The following is a 24,393-nucleotide window of genomic DNA, read 5'->3' as shown; positions in this document are numbered from 1 at the left end:
AAAAATTATTCTGCAGCGTCTTCTGAAGCTTCTTCAGCAGGAGCAGCTTTGTTAGCTTTAACAGTAACAACTGACTGATCGTGATCTGCACCTTTAGCAAGCTCAACAGATGAAACACCTGAAGGAAGCTTAAGGTCAGAAAGGTGGATTGAATCACCAGCTACTAAATCTGCAACGTTAACTTCAACGAACTCAGGAAGTGACTTAGGAAGACACGTGATTTCGATTTCAGTTAATTGGTGAACAACAGTGTTACCTGCTTTAGTTACTTTCTCTTCACCGATGAAGTGTACTGGCACTTTTGTGTGAAGTTTGTGAGAAGCATCTACACGTTGGAAGTCTAAGTGAGTGATCTTAGGCTTGAATGGGTGACGTTGAATATCTTTAAGGATAGCTTCAACTGACTCGCCACCGATGTTTAAAGTAAGGATGTGCGTGTAGAAACCTTCGTCTTCTTGCGCTTTGATCATATCTTTGTGTGCAAGAACGATAGATGCAGCTTCTTTGTCAGCACCGTAAAGGATTGCAGGAACTTTATCTTCACGGCGTAGGCGGCGGCTCGCACCAGTACCTGTTTCTGTACGTAATTCTGCATTGTATGTATAAGTTGACATAATGTCTCCAATAATTAATAGTCGTAGGGCCTTTGCGACCAAGGTCCCTAGCCAAAAGGCGCGCTATCATACCACCCCTTGTGGGGAAAATAAATAACGGCTACAAAAAAAGCACCAAATGGTGCTTTTTTCAATATCATGCGCTGTTGATTAATGCTCAAACATCGCAGAGATTGATTCTTCGTTGCTGATACGACGAATTGTTTCAGCAAGCATATCTGCAAGCGTAAGTACTTTGATGTTATCAAGTGCTTTAAGCTCGTCAGTAAGTGGTATTGAGTCAGTAACAATCACTTCGTCAATAACTGATTCACGAATGTTCTGTGCTGCATTACCTGAAAGAACTGGGTGGGTTGCATAAGCAAAAACACGTTTTGCACCATGCTCTTTAAGCGCCGCAGCTGCTTTACATAAAGTACCGCCCGTATCAATCATGTCATCAACGATGATACAGTCACGACCTTCAACGTCACCAATAATATGCATTACTTGTGATACGTTTGCTTGTGGGCGACGTTTATCGATGATAGCAAGGTCAGTGTCATTTAATAGCTTCGCGATTGCACGAGCACGAACAACACCACCGATATCAGGAGAAACAACCACGACGTCTTCGAAGTCGCGCTCTTTCATGTCTTCTAATAGCACAGGGCTACCGAACACGTTATCAACCGGTACGTCGAAGAAACCTTGGATTTGTTCTGCGTGTAGGTCAACAGTTAATACGCGGTCAACACCAACACTTGATAAGAAATCTGCAACTACTTTAGCTGTGATTGGTACACGAGCAGAGCGCACACGGCGGTCCTGACGCGAATAACCAAAATAAGGAATAACTGCGGTAATACGTCCAGCGGATGCACGACGTAGGGCATCAACCATAACGATAAGTTCCATCAGGTTATCGTTAGTGGGGTTACAGGTTGATTGAACAATGAAAACGTCAGAACCACGAACATTTTCATTAATTTGAACACTGATCTCACCGTCACTAAAACGGCCAACAACAGCATCGCCTAATTCAATATACAAACGTTTTGCAACTTTTTGAGCTAGCTCAGGTGTTGCGTTACCAGCGAAGAGCTTCATGTCAGGCACGGTAGGGTTCCTCAGGCACTGAATTTTGGGACTAACAGGCTATGGTAGGCACCAAAGCAGGTTAACATTTACTTGTACGTTACTTCATTTCAAAGTGAGCATTTAAAGCTGTATGAGCAGGAGAAATTGTAGCACTACTTGCAACAAAACCTGTCCATTTTTCTGGTAATTCGGCTAAAACTTGCTGTGCTTGTGCCTCGGTTGAAAACTCAGCAAAGCAGCAAGCGCCTGTACCAGTCATCTTTGACGGGGCGTATTTTAGCAACCACTGCAGGGCTTTTTCAACCTCGGGGCAGAGCTTTTTAACTAAAGCCTCACAATCATTGCGTAAATTTTCTGTTTGCCAGTCTGCTTTTAGTTTCGGTGTATCGCGTTTTAAATCGGGGTGAGTAAAAATTTTCGCGGTGCTTACATGCTCCCCTGGGTGGATCACACAATACCAACGCTTTGGTAACTCGACGTTATGAAGTTGCTCACCAATGCCGTGCGCAATTGCGGTGTGGCCATTAATAAACACAGGGACATCAGCGCCTAAGGTCACGCCTAAATTTGCTAACTCGTGTAAAGATAAATGACAGTCCCATAATCTATTAAGCGCAAGTAAAGTTGTGGCGGCATCGGAAGAGCCACCACCAACACCGCCGCCCATTGGCAAACGTTTTAACAGTTTGATAGTAACACCTTGCTGGCAACGACAGTGTTGTTGTAACAAGAGAGCCGCTTTATATATAAGGTTGTCTGTTAATGCAATGCCGTTTGTATCACCCGTCACTTTGATATCTGGGTCATGGGTCACTGTAAACGTTAAATCATCACCAAATTCTAAAAAGGTAAATAAGGTTTCTAACTCATGGTAGCCGTCATCACGACGCGCATTTATATGAAGAAATAAATTAAGTTTTGCAGGCGCTATTAACGTTAGCGGGGCGGTTGATACTTGCGTCATGATTAATTTAACTGCCAATCATTAAGTTGAATTTTGATACGGATTTTTTGGTTTTTAAGGCTTAACTTTACAGGAAGCCAATAGCCATCTTGTTTAATGTAATCTGAATAGGTTATTTGCCACTGTTGGCCATTGTGTGCTTGCCAAATAAGATTTTTTAATCGGCCTTGCTCGTCATAGCTGGCTTGGTCGTTTTCGACAGTGCCTTTTAGCCACTTTGCGGCGTTATCTAATGGAATCGAAAAGCCAGTTAAACGGTATAACAACATAGCGGCATCACGATCGGTATAAACATCACCGTCATATTCAAGTTCGGCCCCTTGCGCATTTTGTTTTAAAGACAAAATACGCGTGCCAATAAAACTGGTGAGTACCATGTCACTGTATAGCTCATCATGTTGCCAATTTAAATTAGCAGATTGGCGCTGCTCTGTACTAATAAATGCCATTTTTCCCTGTACTTGCCACTGAGCTTGTTGTTCTAAACGGCTTTTCCAGTCAGGATAAATGTAATCAACGGTTGACATTTTTTGCGCACAACCGCTGATAAATAAAAAAAACATGAATAAAATCAAATATTGTTTAATCAAATGTCGTTCCTTACTTTCCATATTCCGCTGATTTTTGGTAAAATTAACGCCTTTACAGCTGGGCTTAGCAATATTTGGTACATATGACCATCGTAGCACTTGGTATAAATCACAAAACCGCATCCGTAGAATTACGTGAAAAAGTCGCGTTTTCACCTGAGCAAATGGCTGAGGCGTTACAGCAATTAAGCGGTCATGCGCATTTTAATGAAGCGGTTATTGTTTCGACCTGCAACAGAACCGAAATCTATTGTAGCCTTGCTGAGCGTAATTCCCAAACCTTGTTACGTTGGTTAGCAGGTTTTCATGGTTTGGATGAACATGAACTGAGCAATAATACTTATTACCACGAAGGTGATAAAGCAATTAATCATTTAATGCGAGTGTCGTGTGGTCTTGATTCTTTGGTGCTAGGTGAGCCGCAAATTCTGGGGCAAATTAAACAGGCTTATCATAACGCCAAAACACACGATGCTATTGGCGTAACCTTCGATCGTTTATTCCAAAAAACCTTTTCGGTAGCGAAACAAGTTCGAACTGAAACGGACATTGGTGCCAGTGCAGTTTCGGTTGCCTATGCCGCTGTTAATCTAGCTAAACATATTTACGGTAAACTCGATAAAACCAATGTACTGCTTATCGGTGCGGGCGAAACTATAGAGCTTGTTGCCAAGCATTTATATCAAAATGACCCACAAAAAATAACCGTAGCGAATCGTACTATTGAGCGAGCGAAGAGCTTAGCAGCAGAGGTCAATGCAGATGTTATCGCGTTGGCTCAGCTACCGGAGCGGTTACATGATGCAGATATTGTTATAAGTTCCACCGCCAGCACGCTACCAATTATTGGTAAGGGTGTCGTGGAACAAGCACTTAAAAAGCGCCGCCACAAACCTATGCTATTTATTGATATTGCCGTTCCACGTGATATCGAAAGCCAAGTAGGCGAACTTGATGCAGCTTATTTATATTCAGTTGATGACTTACAAGCCATAGTAAGCGAGAATATCGCGGCTCGTGAGCAAGCAGCCGAACAGGCACAAGACATTATCAGTGCACGTACGAATGAGTTCGTTATGTGGCTGCGTTCACTGGATTCAGTGGATTTAATTCGTCATTATCGTAATGACGTCCAAGATATAAAATCTGAACTTGTTGAAAGGGCGCTTAGCCAGTTGCAAACAGGTAAAGAGGCAGAAAAAGTGATACTCGAGTTGGCAAATAAACTGACCAACCGCTTGATGCACGCACCTACCCGTGCCATTCAAGATGCAGCAAAAAATGGCGAAGCTGCTGAGTTAAGTCAATTAAAGAAAATGTTAGGTATTGATCAGGAATAGTCGTTAAATGAAAGAGTCTGTTTATAGAAAATTAGAAACCTTAGTTGAGCGTTATGAGGAAGTGCAAGCGCTACTAAGCGACCCCTCTGTGATCAGCGATCAAAATCGCTTTCGTACCTTATCTAAAGAGTATTCAGAGTTAGAAGAAATTGTTAAAGCGTTTTTAGCGTATCAGCAAGCACAGGATGATGTAGCAACAGCTGAAGAAATGCTAAAAGATTCAGACCCTGATATGCGTGAAATGGCGCAAGAAGAATATAAAGAAGCAAAAGCACAAATAACGGCATTAGAAGACGAAATCCAAATTCTAATGCTACCAAAAGACCCTAAAGACAATAATAACGTCTATTTAGAGGTTCGTGCGGGGACCGGTGGTGATGAAGCCGCTATCTTCGCTGGTGACTTATTCCGTATGTACAGCCGTTACGCTGAAACCAAAAAGTGGAAAGTAGAAGTAGTAAGTACTAACGAAGGTGAGCACGGCGGTTATAAAGAAGTCATTGCGCATATCTCTGGTGAAGGTGTGTATGGTCAGCTGAAGTTCGAATCAGGCGCACACCGTGTACAACGTGTACCAGAGACTGAGTCGCAAGGCCGTGTTCACACATCAGCTTGTACAGTTGCAGTTATGGCTGAAATTCCTGAAGCAGAAGCAATTGAGATTAACCCTGCAGATATCAAAGTTGATACGTTCCGTGCATCGGGTGCCGGTGGTCAGCACGTAAATAAAACTGACTCAGCAATTCGTATTACTCACATCCCAACAGGTGTAGTTGTTGAGTGTCAGGATGAGCGTTCACAGCATAAAAACCGTGCCAAAGCGATGTCTGTGCTTGGTGCACGTTTACAACAAGCTGAAGATGAAAAACGCCAAGCTGCTGAAGCATCAGAGCGTCGTAATCTAGTGGGTAGTGGTGACCGTTCTGAGCGTATTCGTACTTATAACTACCCGCAGGGTCGTATTACCGATCACCGTATTAACTTAACTCTTTATCGTTTGAATGAAGTGGTTGCAGGTGATTTAGGCAGTGTAATCGAACCACTTATGCAAGAACATCAAGCTGACTTACTTGCTGCGATGGGCGATGAATAATCGTGCCACAAAGCATAGAGCAAGCAGTTGTTGCTGCGACGGCGTTACTAACGCCTAGCAGCGACAGTGCAAAATTAGACGCCCAGGTCCTGTTATTATCCATCCTAAATAAACCTCGTAGCTACTTATTCACCTGGCCAGAAAAACACCTTACTGAACAGCAACAGCTTGATTTTGAACAGGCATGCCAACGCCGCTTAAAGGGTGAACCTGTCGCTCATATTGTCGGTTTTCGTGAATTTTGGAGCCTTCCACTTAAGGTAAACCCAACAACCTTGATTCCACGCCCTGATACCGAAACGTTAGTTGAATATGCGCTAGGTCTTGACTTACCTGTTAATGCAAACGTGCTTGATTTGGGCACAGGCACAGGAGCCATAGCACTTGCGCTGGCCAGCGAAATGCCAAATTGGCAGGTGACAGGGGTAGATAGAGTGGCTGATGCCGTCGCATTAGCCCAAGAAAACCAACAGCAACTCGATATTAACAACGCCACTTTTGCTTTGAGCAATTGGTTTAGTGCGGTAAAAAAAGAAAAATTTAACTTAATTGTCAGCAATCCCCCCTATATCGAACACGATGATGAGCACTTAAGCCAAGGTGATGTGCGCTTTGAGCCGCTGTCTGCATTAGTGGCCGATGACGACGGCATGGCTGATATTAAACAAATTATTACTATCGCGCGTGACTATTTGACAACAAATGGCTATCTTTTAATTGAACATGGTTACCAACAAAGTGTGAAAGTCCAAGAATTTTTTGCACAAATGTCGTATAGCCATATACTTACAGTAAAAGATCTTGGCGGTAATGACCGTGTAACGTTAGCGCAGTGGGCTCATAAATAGAAAGCTTTGCTGGGCATACATAGCCTTTGAGGATCCCAAACAATGGATGAATTTTTGTTTTCGGATGAAGCACTTGATGAAGTGAATGAAGTGGTTCAAGGTAGTTGGAAAGTCATCGTTGTTGATGATGAACCAGAAGTACATGCCGTAACAAAGCTTGCACTCAGTGACTTTGAATTCCAAGACAAACGTCTTGAGTTTATCAGTGCCTATTCAGGAGAAGAGGCTAAGCAAGTTATTGAACAACACCCTGATGCTGCTATTGTTTTACTTGATGTTGTGATGGAAACGGATGATGCGGGTCTTAAAGTCGCTAAGTATATCCGTGAAACTGCGAAGAATAATCATATTCGTATCATTTTGCGAACAGGTCAACCAGGCCAAGCACCTGAACGACAAGTTATCGTTAACTATGACATTAACGATTATAAATCAAAAACAGAACTTACCGCACAGAAGCTTTTTACGGTGGTGATGTCGAGCTTACGCTCTTATCGCGATATTTTATCTATTGAACAATCACGTCAAGGTCTTGAAAAAATAATTAAAGCGTCGCGCGATATTTTTTCAACCCATTCGTTAGAGCACTTCATTGAAGGTGTAATGCAGCAACTTACATCCTTGCTAGGCACTGTTGAGCAAGCCATGTATGCGACAAGTTTAGTTGCTAGTAACCCCCTTGATAATCAAAAAAAGCTAGTGGTTTTTTCAGGCCGAGGAGAGTTTGAGCGCAGTGAAGGTAAAGCGATTGAAGAAGTGCTCAATGATGAACAGCTCAATGCCTGCCAACAAGCTTTGAGAGATAAAACGATTGTTTATCGCGAGAATTATTTATTTGCGTATTGCAGTAGTGAGTTTAACCACAATTCAATGTTGTTTATCTCAGGTATTCCAAAACATTTAACTGACACACAGCGCCATTTAATTGAAATATTCTCGCAAAATGTTCAATTGGCGTATGAGAATGTACAGCTACAAGCGGAAATAGAAGCAACTCAGCAAGAGCTGGTGTTCAGACTTAGTGAAGCATTAGAGCAACGTTCAACTGAAACAGGTAACCATGTAAAACGTGTTTCGCATATTTGTTATGAGCTCGCTTTAGGTTATGGCTTACCTAAACGCGAAGCTGAACTTATTCGCTTAGCCGCACCGCTTCATGATGTGGGTAAAGTGGGTATTCCTGATGCCATTTTAAATAAACCAGGTCCGCTCACGGATGAAGAGTGGGCTATTATGCAGCAGCATGCTGAAAAAGGGCATCTTATCTTAAAGGACTCATCGAGAGAAATTGTCAATACAGGCGCAGTGATTGCATTGTCTCACCATGAACGTTGGGATGGTACCGGTTACCCTAAAGGCTTGAAAGGTGAGGACATTCCTATTGCAGGGCGTATTGTTGCCTTAGCTGATGTATATGATGCACTACGCCATAAACGCTGTTACAAAGAGCCTTGGTCACTTGAGGATGTTGTAAAGGAAATTAATGCACAACAGGGCAAACAATTTGACCCTAAGTTAATAGAAGTGTTTAATCAACGCGTTAAAGAAATAGAAGACGTACTCGTACGTTATCCAGATTAATTAAAAAAGTAGTATTGGGGCATATGGATTATTTAGCAGTAAAGCATACTCACATGTTATTTGCCGTGTTGAGTATTGTATTATTCTACGTTCGTTCTTTCTCACGTTTAAAAACGGGCGCACTAGCAAAAAATAAAGTCGTGTTCATAGGAAGTCATAGTATTGATACACTATTGCTTGTTTCGGCAATTGCTTTAATCGTAATGGCAGGATTTAATCCATTAGAGCAATCATGGTTATTAGAAAAAATTATACTTGTTATTGCTTATATCGTACTGGGTGTTGTGGCTGCAAAGCAAAGCGCACAGAGTGCGAAAGTAGTATTGCTTGCTATAACTACCTTCATTTTATTAGCAATCGGTTACTTAGCTTCGGCTAAAACTGCACTTCTTCTCTAAGAATCTCTGAGCGGTATTTTGATGGCGAGTGCCGTCGTACCGCTTTTTTATATCTCATCGTTCAGTATTGGTAACTTAGGGTAAAAGTAGGTAAACTAGCACCTCGTTTTTGAAAGAGATGTAGCAGTATAAATGACCACCCCTTGGTTTGAAGATCAAAATGAATCCTATCAAGATGAGGCCTACGATGCATTTTCTTCTAAAGTGCTTTATCGTTGTATTGATGCCGAATTAAAGTGGGATACGCAAGTAGATTTAACGGCTTGTTATAAATTACTCAATGAATTTGAGCATGCGGTTTCAGTGCTTTGTGTTGAACATAAAGAGCCTCATGAACGCTTAGATAAACTTCTTGATACCTTTTATCAGCAATGGCTTTTCAGTGCTTCTAGCTTAAAAGTGCCTGAATACACTTTAAACAGCTTTAGTTATACCATTACCATGCGTAGTGGCACGCAAACAACACTGGCTATTTTACTGTGTCACTTATTACAACATGCTAACTTGGATGCTTCGGTGACCTTAGGTCAAGGTGAAGTGCAGGTGCATGTTGCCATAAGTGATGAAGAAGGTTATCTCATTGAGCCAAGTACAGGGCAGCAAAGTTGGTATATCATTCCTGAAAATGCCAGTGAAGAGAATGGCGATGAGCAAGAGCCGCTTGAACTGGTGTTTGATGAAGAGATATATAAACTTTATTTAGCTCAGCAAAAATGGTCATTCATTAGCGAAAGTAAATTTGGTCATGCGCTGCATTGCGTTGACATGCTGATGGAATTATTAGGCGATGACCCTTATGAGCGTCGTGACCGTGGCTATCTACTTAATCAGTTAGATTGCCCAAAAATGGCCAGAGATGATCTACAGTATTTTGTTAATGAATGCCCCGATGATCCCGCTATCGATATTATTCAGCACCAAATTGCTGAAATAGAAGACAACAATAATACACACCACTAGTTTTAAGGAACACTTATGACTGACGCCCACAGTGCGCTAATTACCAATGACGCAGTCGTACTTGGTTTACTCGCCGTTATTTTGGGGTTTGTTTTTAAAACCTCGCATAGCAACAACGCAGCGTGTCAAAAATTTTATAAATACGTACCCGCTTTACTGCTTTGCTACTTTTTACCATCATTATTAAATACCTTTGGTATTGTTGATGGTCATTCATCAAACGTTTACTACGTAGCATCTCGTTACTTACTTCCAGCCTGTTTAATTTTATTAACCATCAGTATCGACCTAAAGGCTATTATTAACCTTGGTCCGAAAGCATTGATTATGTTTTTAACGGGGACCATGGGTATCGTTATTGGCGGACCTCTTGCTATTTTAGTGATGAGTGCAGTTTACCCTGAAGCGGTTGGCGGGCATGGCCCTGATGCCGTATGGCGTGGCATGACAACCATTGCGGGTAGCTGGATTGGTGGCGGTGCTAACCAAGCCTCTATGAAAGAGATGTTTGAAGTAGGCGGTGATATCTTCTCAGCTATGGTGACTGTTGATGTTATTGTGGCGAACTTATGGATGGCCGTACTGTTATTAATGGCTGCAAACCATAAGGCAATTGATGCTAAAACTGGCGCAGATACGCGTGCAATTGAAGATTTAAAAGAGCGCGTAGAAAAGTATCACGCTGAGCATGCGCGCATGCCTACGCTTAATGATTATATGACGATTATCGCCATAGCCTTTGGTATTACAGGCCTAGCGCATTTTTGTGCTGACTTTTTAGGACCGTACTTCGGTGCTAACTTCCCTTGGGCACAGGAGTATAGTTTAAATAGTAAGTTCTTTTGGTTAATCGTTATCTCGACCACTATCGGGATTAGTCTATCGTTTACTAAAGTACGTCATATTGAAGCATTTGGCGCCTCAAAGGTTGCATCAAGCTTTTTATATATTCTTGTTGCTTCAATTGGTTTACACATGAATATTACCGCCATTTTTGACTCGCCTATGTACTTTGTACTAGGTGTGATTTGGATGCTAACACATGCAAGCTTGATGTTGATTGTGGCTAAATTAATCAAAGCACCGCTGTTTTATATGGCTGTGGGTTCACAAGCTAATGTTGGTGGTGCTGCATCAGCACCTGTGGTTGCCTCTGCGTTCCATCCATCGCTGGCACCGGTTGGTGTGTTACTTGCGGTTTTGGGCTATGGTGTAGGTACTTACATGGCTTATATTTGTGGTTTAATGCTACAAGCTGTTTCACCTTAAGGAATAGAAATGAACAACCAGTTAATTAAAATTAACGAGATTGAATTAGCAAACAACAAACCATTTGTGTTGTTTGGTGGTATGAATGTACTTGAATCACGTGATTTAGCAATGCGTATTGCTGAGCATTATGTTGAAGTAACTTCAAAGCTGAACATTCCATATGTATTTAAAGCGTCTTTTGATAAAGCGAATCGCTCGTCAATTAATTCATACCGTGGTCCAGGTATGGAAGAAGGCTTAAAAATCTTTGAAGAGATTAAATCTACTTTCAATGTGCCACTTATTACTGATGTACACGAACCACATCAAGCAGCACCCGTTGCTGAGGTTGTTGATATTATTCAGTTACCAGCATTCCTTGCCCGCCAAACTGACCTAGTTGTTGCAATGGCAAAAACAGGTGCCATTATCAATGTGAAAAAACCACAGTTTTTAGCACCGCATGAAATGCGCCATATCATTAAGAAATTTAATGATGCGGGTAATAACAATGTTGCCTTGTGCGAGCGCGGCACTAGCTTTGGCTATAACAACCTAGTGGTTGATATGCTTGGCATGGATGATATGAAGCCAATGGCGCCAGTTATTTTTGATGCGACGCATGCATTACAGCGCCCTGGTGGTCGAGCTGACTCGGCGGATGGGCGTCGTGCTCAGGCGGCAGAGCTTGCGCGTAGTGGCATGGCACTCGGTCTTGCGGGTCTTTTCATTGAAGCGCACCCTAATCCTAATGAAGCAAAATGTGATGGCCCTTGTGCACTTGCATTAAGTAAGCTAGAAGGCTACTTAACACAAATGAAAGCTGTGGATGAGCTTATTAAAAGCTTTGCACCATTAGATACCAGTGCCAATGACCTGTAATATTTAATTAGTTGATGAGAAGGCGACTATGGTCGCCTTTTTTTATTTGTGTCGCTATAATCGATGCATAAGAAAAACTAATTCTAAGCTTGGTGTTTATGTCTCGTCGTTTACCTCCATTAAATGCACTAAAAGCATTCGAAGCTGCTGCACGCCATTTAAGCTTCACCAAAGCTGCGGAAGAGCTCTATGTAACGCAAGCTGCAGTCAGTCATCAAATTAAAACGCTTGAAGAACATTTAGGTTTAAAACTCTTCCTCCGTAAAAATCGCTCTTTACTCTTAACAGAAGAAGGCCAAGGCTACTTCTTGGATATTAAAGAAATCTTTACTCAACTTATTGATGCAACAGAGAAACTACTAGCACGAGGGGCCAAAGGGTCGCTTACGGTAAGTTTGACACCAAGTTTTGCTATTCAATGGTTGGTACCAAGGCTTAGTTTATTTAATGAGTTACACCCTGAGATAGATGTACGGATTAAAGCACAAGATCAAGACGAGAACTCTCTGTCGGATGATGTTGATATTGCTATCTACTACGGTCGTGGCCACTGGAGTGGAGTGCAAACCTATAAACTTCATACTGAATACCTTGTGCCTCTATGCAGCCCACTGCTTTTAACTGGCCCTAAGCCACTTGATCAACCAAGTGATTTGGCAAATCATACATTGCTTCATGATACGACTCGTAAAAATTGGAAGACATGGATGAAAACGGCAGGGGTACGTAATGTGCAAGTTAATCAGGGCCCGATCTTTAGTCACTCATCAATGGTTTTACAGGCAGCGGTTCATGGTCAAGGTGTAGCTATAGGTAATAGTGTACTTGCAAAACCAGATATTGATGCAGGGCGTTTGGTTATTCCATTTAGTCACTCTATCGTTAGTAAAAATGCCTATTATTTAGTTATAAGAGAATCTCAAACAGAGCTCGGCAAAATTGTCTCATTTAAAGATTGGATGCTGAGCTTAGTTGAGCAAGAACAAGAGTATTAACATGTTGCAGTGGTTTAAAAGCACAGGCAGTAAAGCCTGCGCACAATTTATATTTGCTCATGGTGCCGGTGCGGGCAGTGATAGCGAATTTATGCAAACAATGGCGAAGCTAATTAGTCAACAAGGTATTGATGTCGCGTTATTTGATTTTCAATACATGCAAATTGCTAAAGAGACTGGCAAACGTAGACCGCCGGATCGTGCCCCCAAGCTGCTTGCATATTTTGCAGAAGTTTTAGCTGAGCGTCAGCCTGAATTGCCGCTATTTATTGGTGGCAAATCGATGGGAGGCAGAATGGCTTCAATGCTGTGCACCGAACAGAACATTCCAAAAGTCTCTGGTGTTGTGGCTTTTGGTTACCCGTTTCACCCACCGGGTAAACCTGAAAAACTTCGCACAGAACATTTTGCAGATGTACCATGCCCGTTTTTAGTGCTGCAGGGAGAGCGAGACACGTTTGGTAACCAGCAAGAACTCGCTGAGCTTGAAATGGTTAACCCGCCAGAAATTAAATTTCTCAAAGATGGCGACCACTCATTAAAGCCACGTAAAAAAAGTGGTATTACAGAACAAGAAAATTTACAACAAGCTGCGGATTATGCAGCACAGTTTATTATGAATTTAGTGGCAGGAGATGAGCAATGATCAAACTCTATTTAATGATTGGCAGCTTATTTTGCATGCTTTCGGTGATGCTTGGTGCCTTTGCTGCACATGGTTTAAAAAGCCGTGTTTCAGAATACGCAATTGGGATTTTTAAAACGGCTGCTGAGTACCAAATGGTACATGGTCTTGCTTTAATTGCCATTGCGATATTAATAAAGTGGGGTATGAACTTAAATTGGGCTGGTGGCTTTTTTATCGCGGGTACAGTGTTATTTAGCGGTAGTTTGTATTTACTCGCATTAACGGGCATGAAATGGCTTGGCCCTATCACCCCGATTGGCGGCGTTTGTTTTATTATTGGTTGGGCTATTTTGTTAGTTCAAGCCGCACGATATAAGTTTTAAGGGTTATCTATGTCGAGTGTAGTTATTTATTGTCGCAGTGGTTTTGAAAATGATGCCGCTGCTGAAATTACTTTTCAAGCTGCTGAACAAGGATTTGCAGGTTACGTAAAAACGAAACCAAATACAGGGATTGTTGTTTACGAATGTTTTGATGCTAGCCACGGCGATGAAATCATTAAAAAAGTAGATTTCAAAAATATGGTTTTTGCGCGTCAATGGTTTACTGGCATCTTAGTGGATAATATGCCACTTGAAGATCGTGTTAGTGCCATTGTTGATGCTGCTGTTGATTTTCCTGAATGTGGAGACTTACGCGTAGAAACGCCCGATACCAATGAAGGGAAAGAGCTGTCTAAATTTTGTAAGAAGATATCTACTCCCCTTAAAAAAACACTTGAAAAGCGCTCGAAGGTGACACGCGAGCTGGCAGATAAAAAGCCTGTTATGCATGTTGCGTTTTTAACAAATGATTCTGCTTACGTTGGTTATTCATATACATTCAATAACTCGCCCTTTTTTATGGGGATACCACGTTTACGGATGCCAAGTGATGCACCAAGCCGTTCTACACTCAAGTTAGATGAAGCGTTTAATGTATTTATTCCACCTCATGAAGCTGAGGATCGTGTGCAAGCGGGGATGCGAGGTGTTGATTTAGGTGCTTGCCCAGGTGGTTGGACCTATCAATTAGTACGTCGAGGCATGTTTGTGAGTGCTATCGATAATGGGCCAATGAATGATGAACTAATGGAAACGGGACAAGTTAAACATTTCCGTGTTGATGGTTTTAAGTATCGTCCCGAAAAGCGGAATATTAGCTGGTTAGTTTGCGATATGGTGGAAAAGCCAGTAAAAGTTACTAATCTTATGATTGATTGGGCGGTAAATGCCTACGCAAAAGAGCTTATTTTTAATCTGAAATTACCAATGAAAAAGCGCTTTGACAGTGTCTATGAATGCTTGAAGTTGATTAAAGAAGAGCTTGAAAAATACGGCGTAAGTTATGAACTCCAAGCGAAGCATCTGTATCACGATCGTGAAGAAGTGACTGTACATTTAAATGTCATAAAGGTGCCGCAAAGCTTATACAGTTAAAGAGAGGATAGAAAATGGGTAATAAACGATTAACGCTCTGCTTGTATGTTTTATTTCCCATTTTCTTAACAGCCTGCGGGGGCGGCGGTGGTGATAGTGATACGCCAACTACCCCAGCTCCCACAACCAATCAATCTCCTCAGGTTTCAATTTCGGGAGAGCAAAACCTCCAAGAAGGGCAAATAAGTTCCCTTAGCGCAACTGCCACAGACTCAGATGGCACTATTGCAAATTACAGTTGGTCGCAAACACAAGGCCCAACTAGCATTTTCACTTTTAATGCTGCTGTACTTAACTTTACTGCGCCAGATGTTGAAAGTGATACGACAATTACTTTTCAGGTGATGGTAACTGATAATGATGGGGCCTCAGCCTCGGCAAACTATACGATTAATATTCAAAATGATACCAATGCGGCACCTGTAATTAGTAGTGAACCGATAGCTGATATTACTGAATTGAGTGAAGCATCAATCCAAGTAAGTGCAGAAGATAGTGACGGCAGTATTGTATCGATTGAATGGCAGCAGCTGCGTGGCCCTGTTATTAACTTTACACAAAATGGCCAGATAATAAATTTTACAGCACCTGAAGTACCCAGTACGAGTGAAGTTGAGTTTTTAGTTACAGCAACGGATGATAGGGGAGCATCGTCTGAGCTGTCGGTCACTTTTATGATTGTGAATGTTAATAAAGCACCAATCCTTAACGATACTAACTTTGTCTCAGAGTTTAACCAAAGCACTGAGTTCACGCTTAACGTACAAGATCCAGATAATGACGAGCTGACGGTGAGTTTTGCATCAGACCTTGATGGTGCAACGATAACCGTTGTTGATGAAGCGAGTTTTACTTACCAGTATGTATCTGCGATTAATCGTATTTCACAGGCACCCATTAGCGTGAGTGTGTCGGATGGCATCGCCACTACACAAGCAACGATCAATGTAGCAATTATAGATAGTACTGCTGCGACAATTATCAATGTTAATCCGCAAAATAACAGCCAAGCTGTGAGCGTAAACGCAAGTTTGTCGATTGATTTTTCTGATGTGATGAAAACGAGCAGCTTATCAGTGAATGAAACGGCAGGGGGGTGTGTAGGCTCGTTGCAATTATCGGATGATGACTTTAGCTCTTGCTTAGCAATAACCTCTTTAAATTTGTCAGGCCCAGAGTCAGATACCAATACCTATTTTAATGGCGTGACGTTTTCACCAGCACTACAGCAAAATAGAACGTATAAATTGAGAGTAACTGAAGATTTAGTCAATTTTGATGATACTGCCATCAATGCGCAAGAAATAACTGAATTTAGCACTGGCAGTGGTGATTTAGTAATTACGGAGGTGGTTGCAATCCGATTTGGAACCGATGCTCCTTGGTTTGAAGTCTACAATGGCACTGGCAGTGATATCAATTTAGCCGATTATAAGGTTAGAACAAAGAGCCGAAATTCGAGTGATGGAAGTATAACCTCATCAACAATGTTTAACTTACCTAATCAACTAATAGAGGTTGGTGAGTATGCGGTTATCCATGGTCGCTTTGGAGACGAGCTTTTTCATGATGCAGCAGAGCAAAATAAATACATCGCATTTATTGGTGAAGCTGGCTCTACGATTCGTCCATATTGGTTTGTAAATGGGTTTGTTGAACTTCTCTCGGGTGATGAAACAAGCACCATCGATTTTGTCAGATTTGGCAATGATACGACTGAGCCAACTTCGCCAGCGCATTGGTCAACTGGCGCAGCCCCAAGTATAAATAATATCACTGGCTCAAGTATTAAGCGTGACAAAGACAGTACAGATACAGACAGCCCTTCAGATTGGATTTACAGCCTTTTCACAACACCTGCTGGTGCTAATGATTTAACGTGTGAAGACGACCTTGATCAAGACGGTATACCCGATTGTGCAGAGCTGCCAGGCTCAAGCTTTGCGGGACTTCCATTATATGATTGGGGAGCGAGAGTTAATCAAAAAGATCTTTTTGTTGAAGTAGACTATATGGACAGTAGTGATGCAGGCATTATTCCGCAAAGGATAGCCCTTGAAAAAGTTATCTCGTCATTTGCCGCTGAGAATATTGTTGTTCACTTTGATGTCGGTGATTTATATCACCAAGCAACAGGTATATCAGTTGAAAATCATGATTTAGGTGGCGGTGAACAAGTTATATTCCGTCCCTATACACCTTATAATTTCAATGCAGGTGTAGAAGGTTTATTCCATTATAAAATGGCTAATTTTGATATGCGCCGCAAACCTATTTTTCATTATATGTTAATGGCAAGCAGCCTTAATGAGGATGGGAGTGTTGGTCCAGCAGGGCTGGCTGAAGTGAATGGCAATGATTTAATGATAACATTTGGAAATTGGGGCCTCTCGCTTGATAATGAAGCCTCACGTAATCTGACATATAACTATCAAGCTTCAACGATAATGCATGAGCTTGGACATAATCTTGGGCTAGAGCATGGTGGCAATAACAGTATTAACTACAAGCCAAACCACTTAAGTATTATGAACTACTTATATCAACTTCGGGGCTTACCAACCATTGGCAACAATGAAGGAGATCGCTATTACTCAAGTCGATACAGAACAAATCCAAATTGTGGCGTAGAAACGTCTGAGTTAGTGAATGGCCCATTGGGTTCTCCTGAAAATTTTGTTATGTCTTTTTCGCATGGTTTAGGTGCACCTTTGGATGAAACCTCCATCGAAGAAGCTAATGGCTTGGGTTACCCAGGTTCTGTTGCTGTCGATTATAATTGTAATCTTAACCTGACAGAAACACTTAGTCAGGATACCAATGACGATGCAAGCACGAGTATATTAAACGATGTTGATGAGTGGTCATTAATAGATCTTCGTTTTTACAGTTATTTCTCTGGTAATCGATTTGGTTTAGATTTCACAGAGTTAAACACTGTGAATAACGCAAACACGTCTATTCGTCAGCGGATTATTAAAGAAGAAGCGCCGCCATTGTTTATACTCGATGAAATTCAAGCTGTGAGAAAAGCGGCTGCTGAGCAATGAAGAGACTGATTTTTGCAATTATCTTGGTGAGTTTGCAAGCGTGTGGCCCTGCAAATAATTCGCACTGGCAGATGACAACACGCTTGAATTATAACGATTATCCAGTTAACTGGCAGGCTGAGCGTATAAAAGGCTGCGATACGTGTGAGATAAAAAAAGAGCGACTCTACGAGCCTGATGGTGTTACAGAGCTAAGTACTATCTATCAGCAAGGGCAGTGGCGAGCGCAGAACAGAAAAGCCCATAAAGCGAGACTCGTTTTTGAAATGGGGGCCCAATTTTTGCTGGTTCGCAGTCGAGAGGATGGCTTAATACAGTTAGAAAATAAGCACGCCGACATTGAAATTATCACCAAGCTTGAGCAGCCTTTTGAAGTGATCATGGGGCAGAGTCGTTATGAGGCAGTCATAACAAAGTTTGAAGAGCCGCGGGCTGATTTTGCGCTGTCAGAGCCTTTATCTGTAAAGTTGCATTACAGTGTTTTAAAAAGCCAGTAGGGTTCATATCCACTGGCTTTTTAGTGCGGGTTAATGGCGATATTTGCTGCGGTAATTTTCAACCCACAAGCGCGTGCCACCGCACACAGCGACGGGCATAACAATTAAGTTAATAAAAGGGATGGCTGTTAGAATCATAACCGCCAAGCCAAAGCCGTAAGAGAGCGTTTGCTTTTCTTTTAAATCATCCTTCATATCTTTAAAGCTTACTTTATGATTGTCGAATGCATAATCCTCATACTGAACCGCGTACATCCAGCAGGTAAAAAGTATCCAAAGCAATTGACCTATAACAGGTAAAATCCATAATAAAATGAAAAATCCTATCGCTCTTGGTAGATAATAGCAAAGCTTTGTCCATTCTCGGCCAAGCATGCGTGGCACATCTTTCATTGTATCTAGAATGCCATCATCATTGACTTTTTGACCGGTTAAATACAGCTCAACTTTTTCACTGAGTAAACCATTAAATGGCGCAGCAATAAAGTTAGTAATAACGGTAAAGAGCATGCTATAGCTAAATAAAATAACCAATAGGGCAATCGGCCACATTAACCACTCTAACCAACTTAGCCATTCTGGAAGTAGTGAATTCATATAAGCGAAGCCGTCAGTTAGCCAGCCATATAAAAAAAATAATGAACTACCAAAAAGCACAATATTGATTAATAAAGGAATAAGTACAAAACGTTTTAGCCCTTTTTGGCTAATAAGTTTAAAGCCAGAAAAAAAGTATTCCATACCTTGAGTAAACTGCACGAGATAACCTCATATAATTACTTATTGTCAGCAGTATAAGATTTTCAACGTGTTTGAACAGCCCTTTTCCGTAACAAAGTGTTTTTAAGTGATGTTGTGTTGAACTAAGCGGTACGATGCAGGGTCTGAAAGTACCTATAAAAACGAATAATGAAAACAGCACTAGAGGATCAGTTGAGGATCCTATACTATTGTTAACATAATTAACAAAAACGACATCTTGAAAATGGGAGTTTTATGCAGTTAGTCGATTTAAATCCACATGATCCTGACGTAGTACACGTGTTTTCCGATATAGACCGACTTATAAACTCTTTATATCCAGTCGCCACAGCTCAATCATTAAGTGTTGAAGAGCTCGCTGAGCCAAATGTATATGCGATAGGGTTAAAAAATGATGATGGTATTGTGGCGTGTGGCGCAATCGTGATGCAAGAGGGGAATCCGCCATATGGTGAGATTCGTCGTTTATACGTAAAACCAAGCTATCGAGGAAAGGGATTATCTCGCCGTATTATGCAAATTTTATTGCATTATGCCGGTGAGCAACAAATTCCCCTTATTCGACTTGAAACAGGCCCTAAACAAACAGAATCAATTAATTTGTATGAAAACTTAGGCTTTAGTCGATGTGGTCCATTTGGTAATTACAGCGAAAATCCACAAAGTTTATTTATGGAATTAGGCCTTAATCAGTAAATTTTTACAGCTACTTGTCATTTTAACCCACTACTAAGGCTCACCTTAAGTGGGTTTACCATTTAATTTACACATCAAAAATCACTCGTTACGAGTAAAAATTCTTGTTGGACTTGAATCACTATTTTTCTTTTAATGCGCGGCAACAACCCTTGCCGAATTCGGCACTACTAAAATAAAAGAGAAAGATAGATGAAAGAGACAACATCACTAGAACAAGCTCGCACGAGTTACAATGTTCGTCATTGGAGCCAAGGTTTCTTTGGTATTAATGATCAAGGTGATGTGTATGTTGCGCCAAAGGCCCATGCCCCAGAGCAAACCATTGCACTAATCGATATCGCACAGCAATTACAAGACAAAGGCTTAAGCTTGCCTGCGTTGGTTCGTTTTCCACAAATTTTACATCATCGTGTACATAGCTTATGTCAGGCATTTAACACGGCGATTGAAAATTATGGTTATCCGAAAGACTATTTGCTTGTTTACCCAATTAAAGTAAACCAACAGCGTGAAGTTGTTGAAGAAATTGTTGCAAGCCAAGCTGATATTGAAAAGAAGCAATTGGGTCTAGAAGCGGGCAGTAAACCTGAGCTATTGACTGTATTAGCAATGGCAGAAAAAACCAGTGCTGTCATTGTGTGTAATGGCTACAAAGACCAAGAATACATTCGTTTAGCACTGATTGGCGAAAAGCTAGGCCACAAGGTTTACATTGTTCTCGAAAAACTGTCTGAGCTAGACATGGTACTTAGCCAAGCTAAAGAGTTAAACGTAAAGCCACGCATTGGTATTCGTGTACGTTTAGCGTCGCAAGGTAAGGGCAAGTGGCAAGCAAGTGGTGGCGAAAAATCAAAATTTGGTTTGTCGGCATCGCAAGTACTCAGTGTGGTTAATCGCTTAAAAGCGTCTGATCAACTCGATCTGATCCAACTTGTACACTTTCACTTAGGCTCGCAAATGGCAAACATCCGCGATGTTCGTTTAGGTGTGAGTGAAGCTGCGCGTTTTTACTGTGAGTTACGCAAGTTAGGTGCACAAATTGATTGCTTAGATGTGGGTGGCGGTTTAGCGGTAGATTATGACGGTACTCGTAGCCAGTCACATAACTCAATGAACTACAGCCTAAGTGAATACGCTAATAACATCGTATACACCATTGGTGATACCTGTAAGTTATATGAGCAGCCAATGCCGCGCATTATTTCTGAGTCAGGTCGTGCGTTAACAGCGCACCATGCTGTATTGATTTCGAATGTTATCGGCACCGAAAGCTATGTACCAGAAGACATTCAAGCGCCAGCCGCTGATGCACCACTATTATTAAAAAACATGTGGACATCATGGCAACAGTTAAGTGATGACAATGACGACCGTGCATTAATCGAAATTTATCACGATAGCCAAGGCGATTTAGCCGAAGCACATAATCAGTTTGCACTTGGTTTGTTAGATTTAACAGAGCGAGCATGGGCGGAGCAAGTTAACTTACGTGTATGTTATGAACTTAACAAACATATGGATAACAAAAATCGTTTTCATCGCCCGATTATTGATGAATTAAATGCGCGTTTAGCAGATAAGTTTTTTGTGAACTTTTCATTATTCCAGTCATTACCGGATGCATGGGGTATTGACCAAGTGTTTCCTGTTCTACCATTAAGTGGTTTAACAGAAGCACCACAAAAACGCGCCGTTTTACTTGATATTACTTGCGATTCAGACGGTGCTATGGAGCATTATGTAGACGGTCAAGGTATTGAAAGCACATTACCTGTGCCAGCATTTAGCGAAGAAAAACCGTATTTAATGGGCTTTTTCTTAGTCGGTGCTTACCAAGAAATTTTAGGTGATATGCACAACCTATTTGGCGACACGCACAGTGCAATTGTGAAAATGGATGAGCAAGGTCAAGCGCAAATCACCGAAATCAACGAAGGTGATACCGTTGCTGACATGATGCGTTACGTACATTTAGATGTAGAAAGCTTCCAGCAATCTTACGCCCAGCTGGTGGCGGCAAAACTACCAGAAACTGAACAGCAAAGCGTATTAGATGAGCTGCAAACTGGCTTAAATGGTTACACTTATTTAGAAGAGTTATAAGCAATGTCGACATTGTTTGACCATACAGATCATTCATTATATTCAAACGGCATGACGTTTTTACGTCAGCCGATGGTGCAGAACATCACAGCAATCGATGCCGATGTAGTGGTGTTAGGTTTACCCTTTGATTTGGCGACCTCAGGTCGCCCTGGTGCACGTTTAGGCCCTGACGCAATTCGTCGTGCCTCAGTGCACCTAGCATGGGAAGAAACCAAGTACCCGTGGACGTTTCCATTGTTTGAGCGTTTAAAATTAGCTGATGCAGGCGATTTTACTTACCCAGTAGGCGACCCTGAATATTTTACAGCGCAGTTAGAGTTAGCCGCTGAGCAAATTCTTCGCCAAGGTAAAACATTATTAGGTTTAGGTGGCGACCACTTTGTGACTTTGCCGCTACTGCGTGCCCATGCTAAGCAACACGGTAAAATGGCATTAGTGCATTTTGATGCCCACACAGATACTTACAGCAATGGTTCGCGTTATGATCACGGCACCATGTTTTATCATGCGCCGATGGAAGGGCTGATTGATGTTGATCACAGCATTCAAATCGGTATTCGTACTGACTTTGATCAGAGCAAACATGAGTTTGCAGTGATTGACGCAATGGCTGCAAATGATTTACCTGCACAAGATATCGCTGAGCAAATCAAAGCGCGCGTGGGTGACTTACCTGTGTATTTAACCTTTGATATTGACTGCCTTGATCCAGCATTCGCTCCAGGGACAGGCACACCAGTGTGTGGTGGCTTAACTAGTGATAAAGTACTTAAAGTACTTCGAGCATTGAAAGGGATTAATATGGTCGGTATGGATGTGGTTGAAGTCTCACCATCCTATGACCAAAGCGAGTTAACGGCGATTGCAGCAGCGACCATTGCCAATGAGTTACTACATTTGTGGGCTTTGAAGCACAAATACTAAATGAGAGAGACAAAGAGCGCCATTCGGCGCTCTTTTTTTTGATATTAGATGAAGCAATTAAGCGCTTCGTACATCAACCTTTAACTTAAGTTTTTGCCCAGGTTGAATGTATTTTTGCCCTGCTAATGAGTTCCACTTAACAATATCTTCTACAGAAACATTAAACTTGGCAGCAATTCGCGCTAACGAGTCACCACGACGCACTTTATAAGTAATGGTGCGTTCTTTGCTTTGTGTAGCAGCAAGTTGTGACTTTTCTTGTTTATATACAGTGAGTTTGTGACCAACACGCAGTACTGAATCTTTTTTCAGTTTATTCCATGTTGCAAGCTCTGCAATGGTCACATCATACTCACGGCTGATATCCCACAGTGTATCGCCACTGGCGACTTTATGACTCAGCTTTTTACGTGTTGCTTTATTCGCTGCCATACGTACTGATTTTGGTAAATGCTGGCTATTGATTTCACCGTCACTGAGTGGCACAAGTAACTGCTGACCAACACGAATAGTATTTGATGAAAGCTTATTCAGCGTTTTTATCGCGCTTGCGCTCGTTGAAAACTTTTTCGCTATCACTGATAAGCTATCACCACGGGCAACCACATATTGCTGCCAACGTAGGCGATCTTTTTGCTCTGTTTTTGCTAGTTTCTCAGTAAAAGACTCAACTTTATCAGAGGGTAATAATAAAAAATGCGGACCGTTTGGATCCGTTGCCCAGCGATTAAAGCCTGGGTTTAAGCGGTACAGCTCAGTTAAGCTAATATCAGCCATATCAGCGGCAAGTGCTAAATCAATTTGGCTACCGATATTAACGGCTTCAACTACTTGCGCGTTGATAATCGGTTGCCATTTCACACCAAATTCGTCACTGCGTTTTACAAGATCAGACAGAGCCAAGAGCTTTGGTACATACGAAGTGGTTTCTCTCGGTAAATCAAGTGACCAAAAATCGGTAGGTAAGTGTTTTTTGCGGTTCTTTTTAATTGCACGCAGTAAACGACCTTCACCTGAGTTATAGGCGGCAATAGCATTTAACCAATCACCTTCCAAGGTCTTGTGTAAATATGATAAGTAATCAAGCGCTGCACGCGTCGATTGCACAATGTCACGGCGACCGTCGTACCACCAGTTTTGTTTTAAATCGAAACGCTCACCGGTTTGTGGCATAAATTGCCAGATGCCAGAAGCACTGCGGTGTGAATAACCAAAGGGGTCAAAGGCACTTTCAACAATGGGTAAAAGCGCAATTTCGATAGGCATTTGACGCTTTTCGACTTCTTCTACAATAAAGTATAAGTAAGGCTCAGCACGCTTAGAGATGCGATCTAAATAGGCCTGATGACGCGCATAATAGTTACGCTCAGCAACAACTGGGCGGTTTTGTGGCACATCAATCGAAAGCTGATAACGAATACGTTCCCATACATCATCAAATACAGGAGGCGGCTCATCAATATCGGTTAATTGTTGATATTGAGCGTTGATCATCAATGCATCATTGATATCGCTCGGACTTGCGCCGTCTAATTGTTGCTCAACATTATTGCTTGCAACATCTGTACTTGCTGAATCAGAAGCTGTTAATTGACAGCCACTTAAAATCAGCGCAAGTGATAAAACTAAAGGAGACTTATACATATATACCCA

At 41.7% G+C, this 24,393-nt stretch carries 23 protein-coding genes; 17 read left to right on the top strand and 6 right to left on the bottom strand.

Translation table 11 applies throughout. The annotated features are described in order from the left end of the window. Positions 1-5 precede the first annotated feature (5 nt). From L3V38_RS10740 to lolB, 4 genes are all read right to left on the bottom strand, one after another. Complete coding sequence (locus tag L3V38_RS10740; protein ID WP_062570663.1) at positions 6-614, bottom strand: 50S ribosomal protein L25/general stress protein Ctc; 609 nt, start codon at positions 612-614, stop codon at positions 6-8. A gap of 150 nt (positions 615-764) precedes the next feature. Then, positions 765-1,712 (bottom strand): ribose-phosphate pyrophosphokinase, encoded by a 948-nt coding sequence (locus L3V38_RS10735; protein ID WP_062570664.1) that lies wholly within the window; start codon positions 1,710-1,712, stop codon positions 765-767. Between the two features lie 79 nt (positions 1,713-1,791). After that, complete coding sequence (ispE, locus tag L3V38_RS10730; RefSeq protein ID WP_237119401.1) at positions 1,792-2,658, bottom strand: 4-(cytidine 5'-diphospho)-2-C-methyl-D-erythritol kinase; 867 nt, start codon at positions 2,656-2,658, stop codon at positions 1,792-1,794. Between the two features lie 2 nt (positions 2,659-2,660). Continuing rightward, positions 2,661-3,248 carry a lipoprotein insertase outer membrane protein LolB gene (gene lolB, locus L3V38_RS10725; RefSeq protein ID WP_083515373.1) on the bottom strand — a complete coding sequence of 196 codons (588 nt, stop codon included), beginning with the start codon at positions 3,246-3,248 and terminating at the stop codon, positions 2,661-2,663. An 83-nt stretch (positions 3,249-3,331) separates the two neighbouring features. Between lolB and hemA the strand changes: the two genes are divergently transcribed. The 14 genes from hemA (at position 3,332) to L3V38_RS10655 (ending at position 18,249) form a co-directional block, all read left to right on the top strand. Next, complete coding sequence (gene hemA, locus L3V38_RS10720) at positions 3,332-4,588, top strand: glutamyl-tRNA reductase (protein ID WP_205989563.1); 1,257 nt, start codon at positions 3,332-3,334, stop codon at positions 4,586-4,588. Positions 4,589-4,595: 7 nt separating this feature from the next. Beyond that, positions 4,596-5,681 (top strand): peptide chain release factor 1, encoded by a 1,086-nt coding sequence (prfA, locus tag L3V38_RS10715; RefSeq protein ID WP_062570668.1) that lies wholly within the window; start codon positions 4,596-4,598, stop codon positions 5,679-5,681. A 2-nt stretch (positions 5,682-5,683) separates the two neighbouring features. Further along, positions 5,684-6,529, top strand: coding sequence for a peptide chain release factor N(5)-glutamine methyltransferase (prmC, locus tag L3V38_RS10710; protein WP_237119400.1), 846 nt, complete (start codon positions 5,684-5,686; stop codon positions 6,527-6,529). Positions 6,530-6,571: 42 nt separating this feature from the next. Next, positions 6,572-8,110, top strand: coding sequence for a response regulator (locus L3V38_RS10705; protein ID WP_237119399.1), 1,539 nt, complete (start codon positions 6,572-6,574; stop codon positions 8,108-8,110). Positions 8,111-8,133: 23 nt separating this feature from the next. Then, positions 8,134-8,508, top strand: coding sequence for a SirB2 family protein (locus tag L3V38_RS10700; protein WP_237119398.1), 375 nt, complete (start codon positions 8,134-8,136; stop codon positions 8,506-8,508). Positions 8,509-8,640: 132 nt separating this feature from the next. Further along, positions 8,641-9,468, top strand: a complete 828-nt coding sequence (locus L3V38_RS10695; protein ID WP_237119397.1) for a tetratricopeptide repeat protein — start codon at positions 8,641-8,643, stop codon at positions 9,466-9,468. Between the two features lie 15 nt (positions 9,469-9,483). Further along, a complete protein-coding gene (locus L3V38_RS10690) occupies positions 9,484-10,737 on the top strand; it encodes a DUF819 family protein (protein ID WP_130151359.1) in 1,254 nt (417 codons plus the stop codon). A gap of 9 nt (positions 10,738-10,746) precedes the next feature. After that, entirely contained in the window at positions 10,747-11,601 is an 855-nt protein-coding gene (kdsA, locus tag L3V38_RS10685) for a 3-deoxy-8-phosphooctulonate synthase (protein WP_062570674.1), read from the top strand. A 98-nt stretch (positions 11,602-11,699) separates the two neighbouring features. Then, positions 11,700-12,596: a transcriptional regulator GcvA gene (locus tag L3V38_RS10680; RefSeq protein ID WP_130151361.1), complete on the top strand. Its 897-nt coding sequence runs from the start codon at positions 11,700-11,702 to the stop codon at positions 12,594-12,596. Position 12,597: 1 nt separating this feature from the next. Beyond that, complete coding sequence (locus L3V38_RS10675) at positions 12,598-13,242, top strand: alpha/beta family hydrolase (RefSeq protein ID WP_237119396.1); 645 nt, start codon at positions 12,598-12,600, stop codon at positions 13,240-13,242. Continuing rightward, positions 13,239-13,607: a DUF423 domain-containing protein gene (locus tag L3V38_RS10670; RefSeq protein WP_063706069.1), complete on the top strand. Its 369-nt coding sequence runs from the start codon at positions 13,239-13,241 to the stop codon at positions 13,605-13,607. Before L3V38_RS10675 ends, L3V38_RS10670 begins: the two co-directional genes overlap by 4 nt. A 9-nt stretch (positions 13,608-13,616) precedes the next feature. Further along, complete coding sequence (rlmM, locus tag L3V38_RS10665) at positions 13,617-14,702, top strand: 23S rRNA (cytidine(2498)-2'-O)-methyltransferase RlmM (protein ID WP_237119395.1); 1,086 nt, start codon at positions 13,617-13,619, stop codon at positions 14,700-14,702. A 14-nt stretch (positions 14,703-14,716) separates the two neighbouring features. Further along, the gene (locus L3V38_RS10660) at positions 14,717-17,752 is read left to right on the top strand and encodes an Ig-like domain-containing protein (protein ID WP_237119394.1); all 3,036 of its coding nucleotides are present in this window, start codon (positions 14,717-14,719) and stop codon (positions 17,750-17,752) included. Beyond that, entirely contained in the window at positions 17,749-18,249 is a 501-nt protein-coding gene (locus tag L3V38_RS10655) for a hypothetical protein (protein WP_237119393.1), read from the top strand. The genes L3V38_RS10660 and L3V38_RS10655 overlap by 4 nt, the downstream gene beginning before the upstream one ends. Positions 18,250-18,279: 30 nt before the next feature. On the opposite strand, the gene cysZ is transcribed toward L3V38_RS10655, so the two are convergent. Continuing rightward, complete coding sequence (gene cysZ, locus L3V38_RS10650; RefSeq protein ID WP_237119392.1) at positions 18,280-19,008, bottom strand: sulfate transporter CysZ; 729 nt, start codon at positions 19,006-19,008, stop codon at positions 18,280-18,282. A gap of 237 nt (positions 19,009-19,245) precedes the next feature. Here cysZ and L3V38_RS10645 point away from each other — a divergent pair, with 237 nt between their 5' ends. The 3 genes from L3V38_RS10645 to speB all read left to right on the top strand — a co-directional run bounded on the left by L3V38_RS10645 (position 19,246) and on the right by speB (position 22,740). After that, positions 19,246-19,707 carry a GNAT family N-acetyltransferase gene (locus L3V38_RS10645; protein ID WP_237119391.1) on the top strand — a complete coding sequence of 154 codons (462 nt, stop codon included), beginning with the start codon at positions 19,246-19,248 and terminating at the stop codon, positions 19,705-19,707. Positions 19,708-19,899: 192 nt separating this feature from the next. Continuing rightward, a complete protein-coding gene (speA, locus tag L3V38_RS10640) occupies positions 19,900-21,813 on the top strand; it encodes a biosynthetic arginine decarboxylase (protein ID WP_063706054.1) in 1,914 nt (637 codons plus the stop codon). 3 nt (positions 21,814-21,816) lie between these two features. Beyond that, complete coding sequence (speB, locus tag L3V38_RS10635; RefSeq protein WP_063706052.1) at positions 21,817-22,740, top strand: agmatinase; 924 nt, start codon at positions 21,817-21,819, stop codon at positions 22,738-22,740. A gap of 57 nt (positions 22,741-22,797) precedes the next feature. Here speB and L3V38_RS10630 read toward each other — a convergent pair whose 3' ends face one another. Further along, positions 22,798-24,384, bottom strand: coding sequence for a LysM peptidoglycan-binding domain-containing protein (locus tag L3V38_RS10630; RefSeq protein ID WP_237119390.1), 1,587 nt, complete (start codon positions 24,382-24,384; stop codon positions 22,798-22,800). Positions 24,385-24,393: the final 9 nt, after the last annotated feature.

Source organism: Pseudoalteromonas sp. L1 (genome assembly GCF_021728095.1).
In the GTDB taxonomy this organism is placed as follows: Bacteria; Pseudomonadota; Gammaproteobacteria; order Enterobacterales; family Alteromonadaceae; genus Pseudoalteromonas.
Note: the sequence above shows the minus strand (reverse complement) of the source record. Positions and strands in the feature narration are given on the sequence as shown.

Excerpts from the sequence above, each read along its gene's own strand:
- L3V38_RS10680 (WP_130151361.1), top strand. The coding sequence starts at position 11,700 with ATGTCTCGTCGTTTACCTCCATTAAATGCACTAAAAGCATTCGAAGCT.
- rlmM (WP_237119395.1), top strand. The coding sequence starts at position 13,617 with ATGTCGAGTGTAGTTATTTATTGTCGCAGTGGTTTTGAAAATGATGCC.
- L3V38_RS10700 (WP_237119398.1), top strand. The coding sequence starts at position 8,134 with ATGGATTATTTAGCAGTAAAGCATACTCACATGTTATTTGCCGTGTTG.
- L3V38_RS10630 (WP_237119390.1), bottom strand. The coding sequence starts at position 24,384 with ATGTATAAGTCTCCTTTAGTTTTATCACTTGCGCTGATTTTAAGTGGC.
- L3V38_RS10645 (WP_237119391.1), top strand. The coding sequence starts at position 19,246 with ATGCAGTTAGTCGATTTAAATCCACATGATCCTGACGTAGTACACGTG.
- ispE (WP_237119401.1), bottom strand. The coding sequence starts at position 2,658 with ATGACGCAAGTATCAACCGCCCCGCTAACGTTAATAGCGCCTGCAAAA.
- L3V38_RS10690 (WP_130151359.1), top strand. The coding sequence starts at position 9,484 with ATGACTGACGCCCACAGTGCGCTAATTACCAATGACGCAGTCGTACTT.
- kdsA (WP_062570674.1), top strand. The coding sequence starts at position 10,747 with ATGAACAACCAGTTAATTAAAATTAACGAGATTGAATTAGCAAACAAC.
- speB (WP_063706052.1), top strand. The coding sequence starts at position 21,817 with ATGTCGACATTGTTTGACCATACAGATCATTCATTATATTCAAACGGC.
- L3V38_RS10670 (WP_063706069.1), top strand. The coding sequence starts at position 13,239 with ATGATCAAACTCTATTTAATGATTGGCAGCTTATTTTGCATGCTTTCG.
- L3V38_RS10675 (WP_237119396.1), top strand. The coding sequence starts at position 12,598 with ATGTTGCAGTGGTTTAAAAGCACAGGCAGTAAAGCCTGCGCACAATTT.
- L3V38_RS10740 (WP_062570663.1), bottom strand. The coding sequence starts at position 614 with ATGTCAACTTATACATACAATGCAGAATTACGTACAGAAACAGGTACT.
- L3V38_RS10705 (WP_237119399.1), top strand. The coding sequence starts at position 6,572 with ATGGATGAATTTTTGTTTTCGGATGAAGCACTTGATGAAGTGAATGAA.
- prfA (WP_062570668.1), top strand. The coding sequence starts at position 4,596 with ATGAAAGAGTCTGTTTATAGAAAATTAGAAACCTTAGTTGAGCGTTAT.
- L3V38_RS10660 (WP_237119394.1), top strand. The coding sequence starts at position 14,717 with ATGGGTAATAAACGATTAACGCTCTGCTTGTATGTTTTATTTCCCATT.
- hemA (WP_205989563.1), top strand. The coding sequence starts at position 3,332 with ATGACCATCGTAGCACTTGGTATAAATCACAAAACCGCATCCGTAGAA.
- L3V38_RS10655 (WP_237119393.1), top strand. The coding sequence starts at position 17,749 with ATGAAGAGACTGATTTTTGCAATTATCTTGGTGAGTTTGCAAGCGTGT.
- speA (WP_063706054.1), top strand. The coding sequence starts at position 19,900 with ATGAAAGAGACAACATCACTAGAACAAGCTCGCACGAGTTACAATGTT.
- L3V38_RS10695 (WP_237119397.1), top strand. The coding sequence starts at position 8,641 with ATGACCACCCCTTGGTTTGAAGATCAAAATGAATCCTATCAAGATGAG.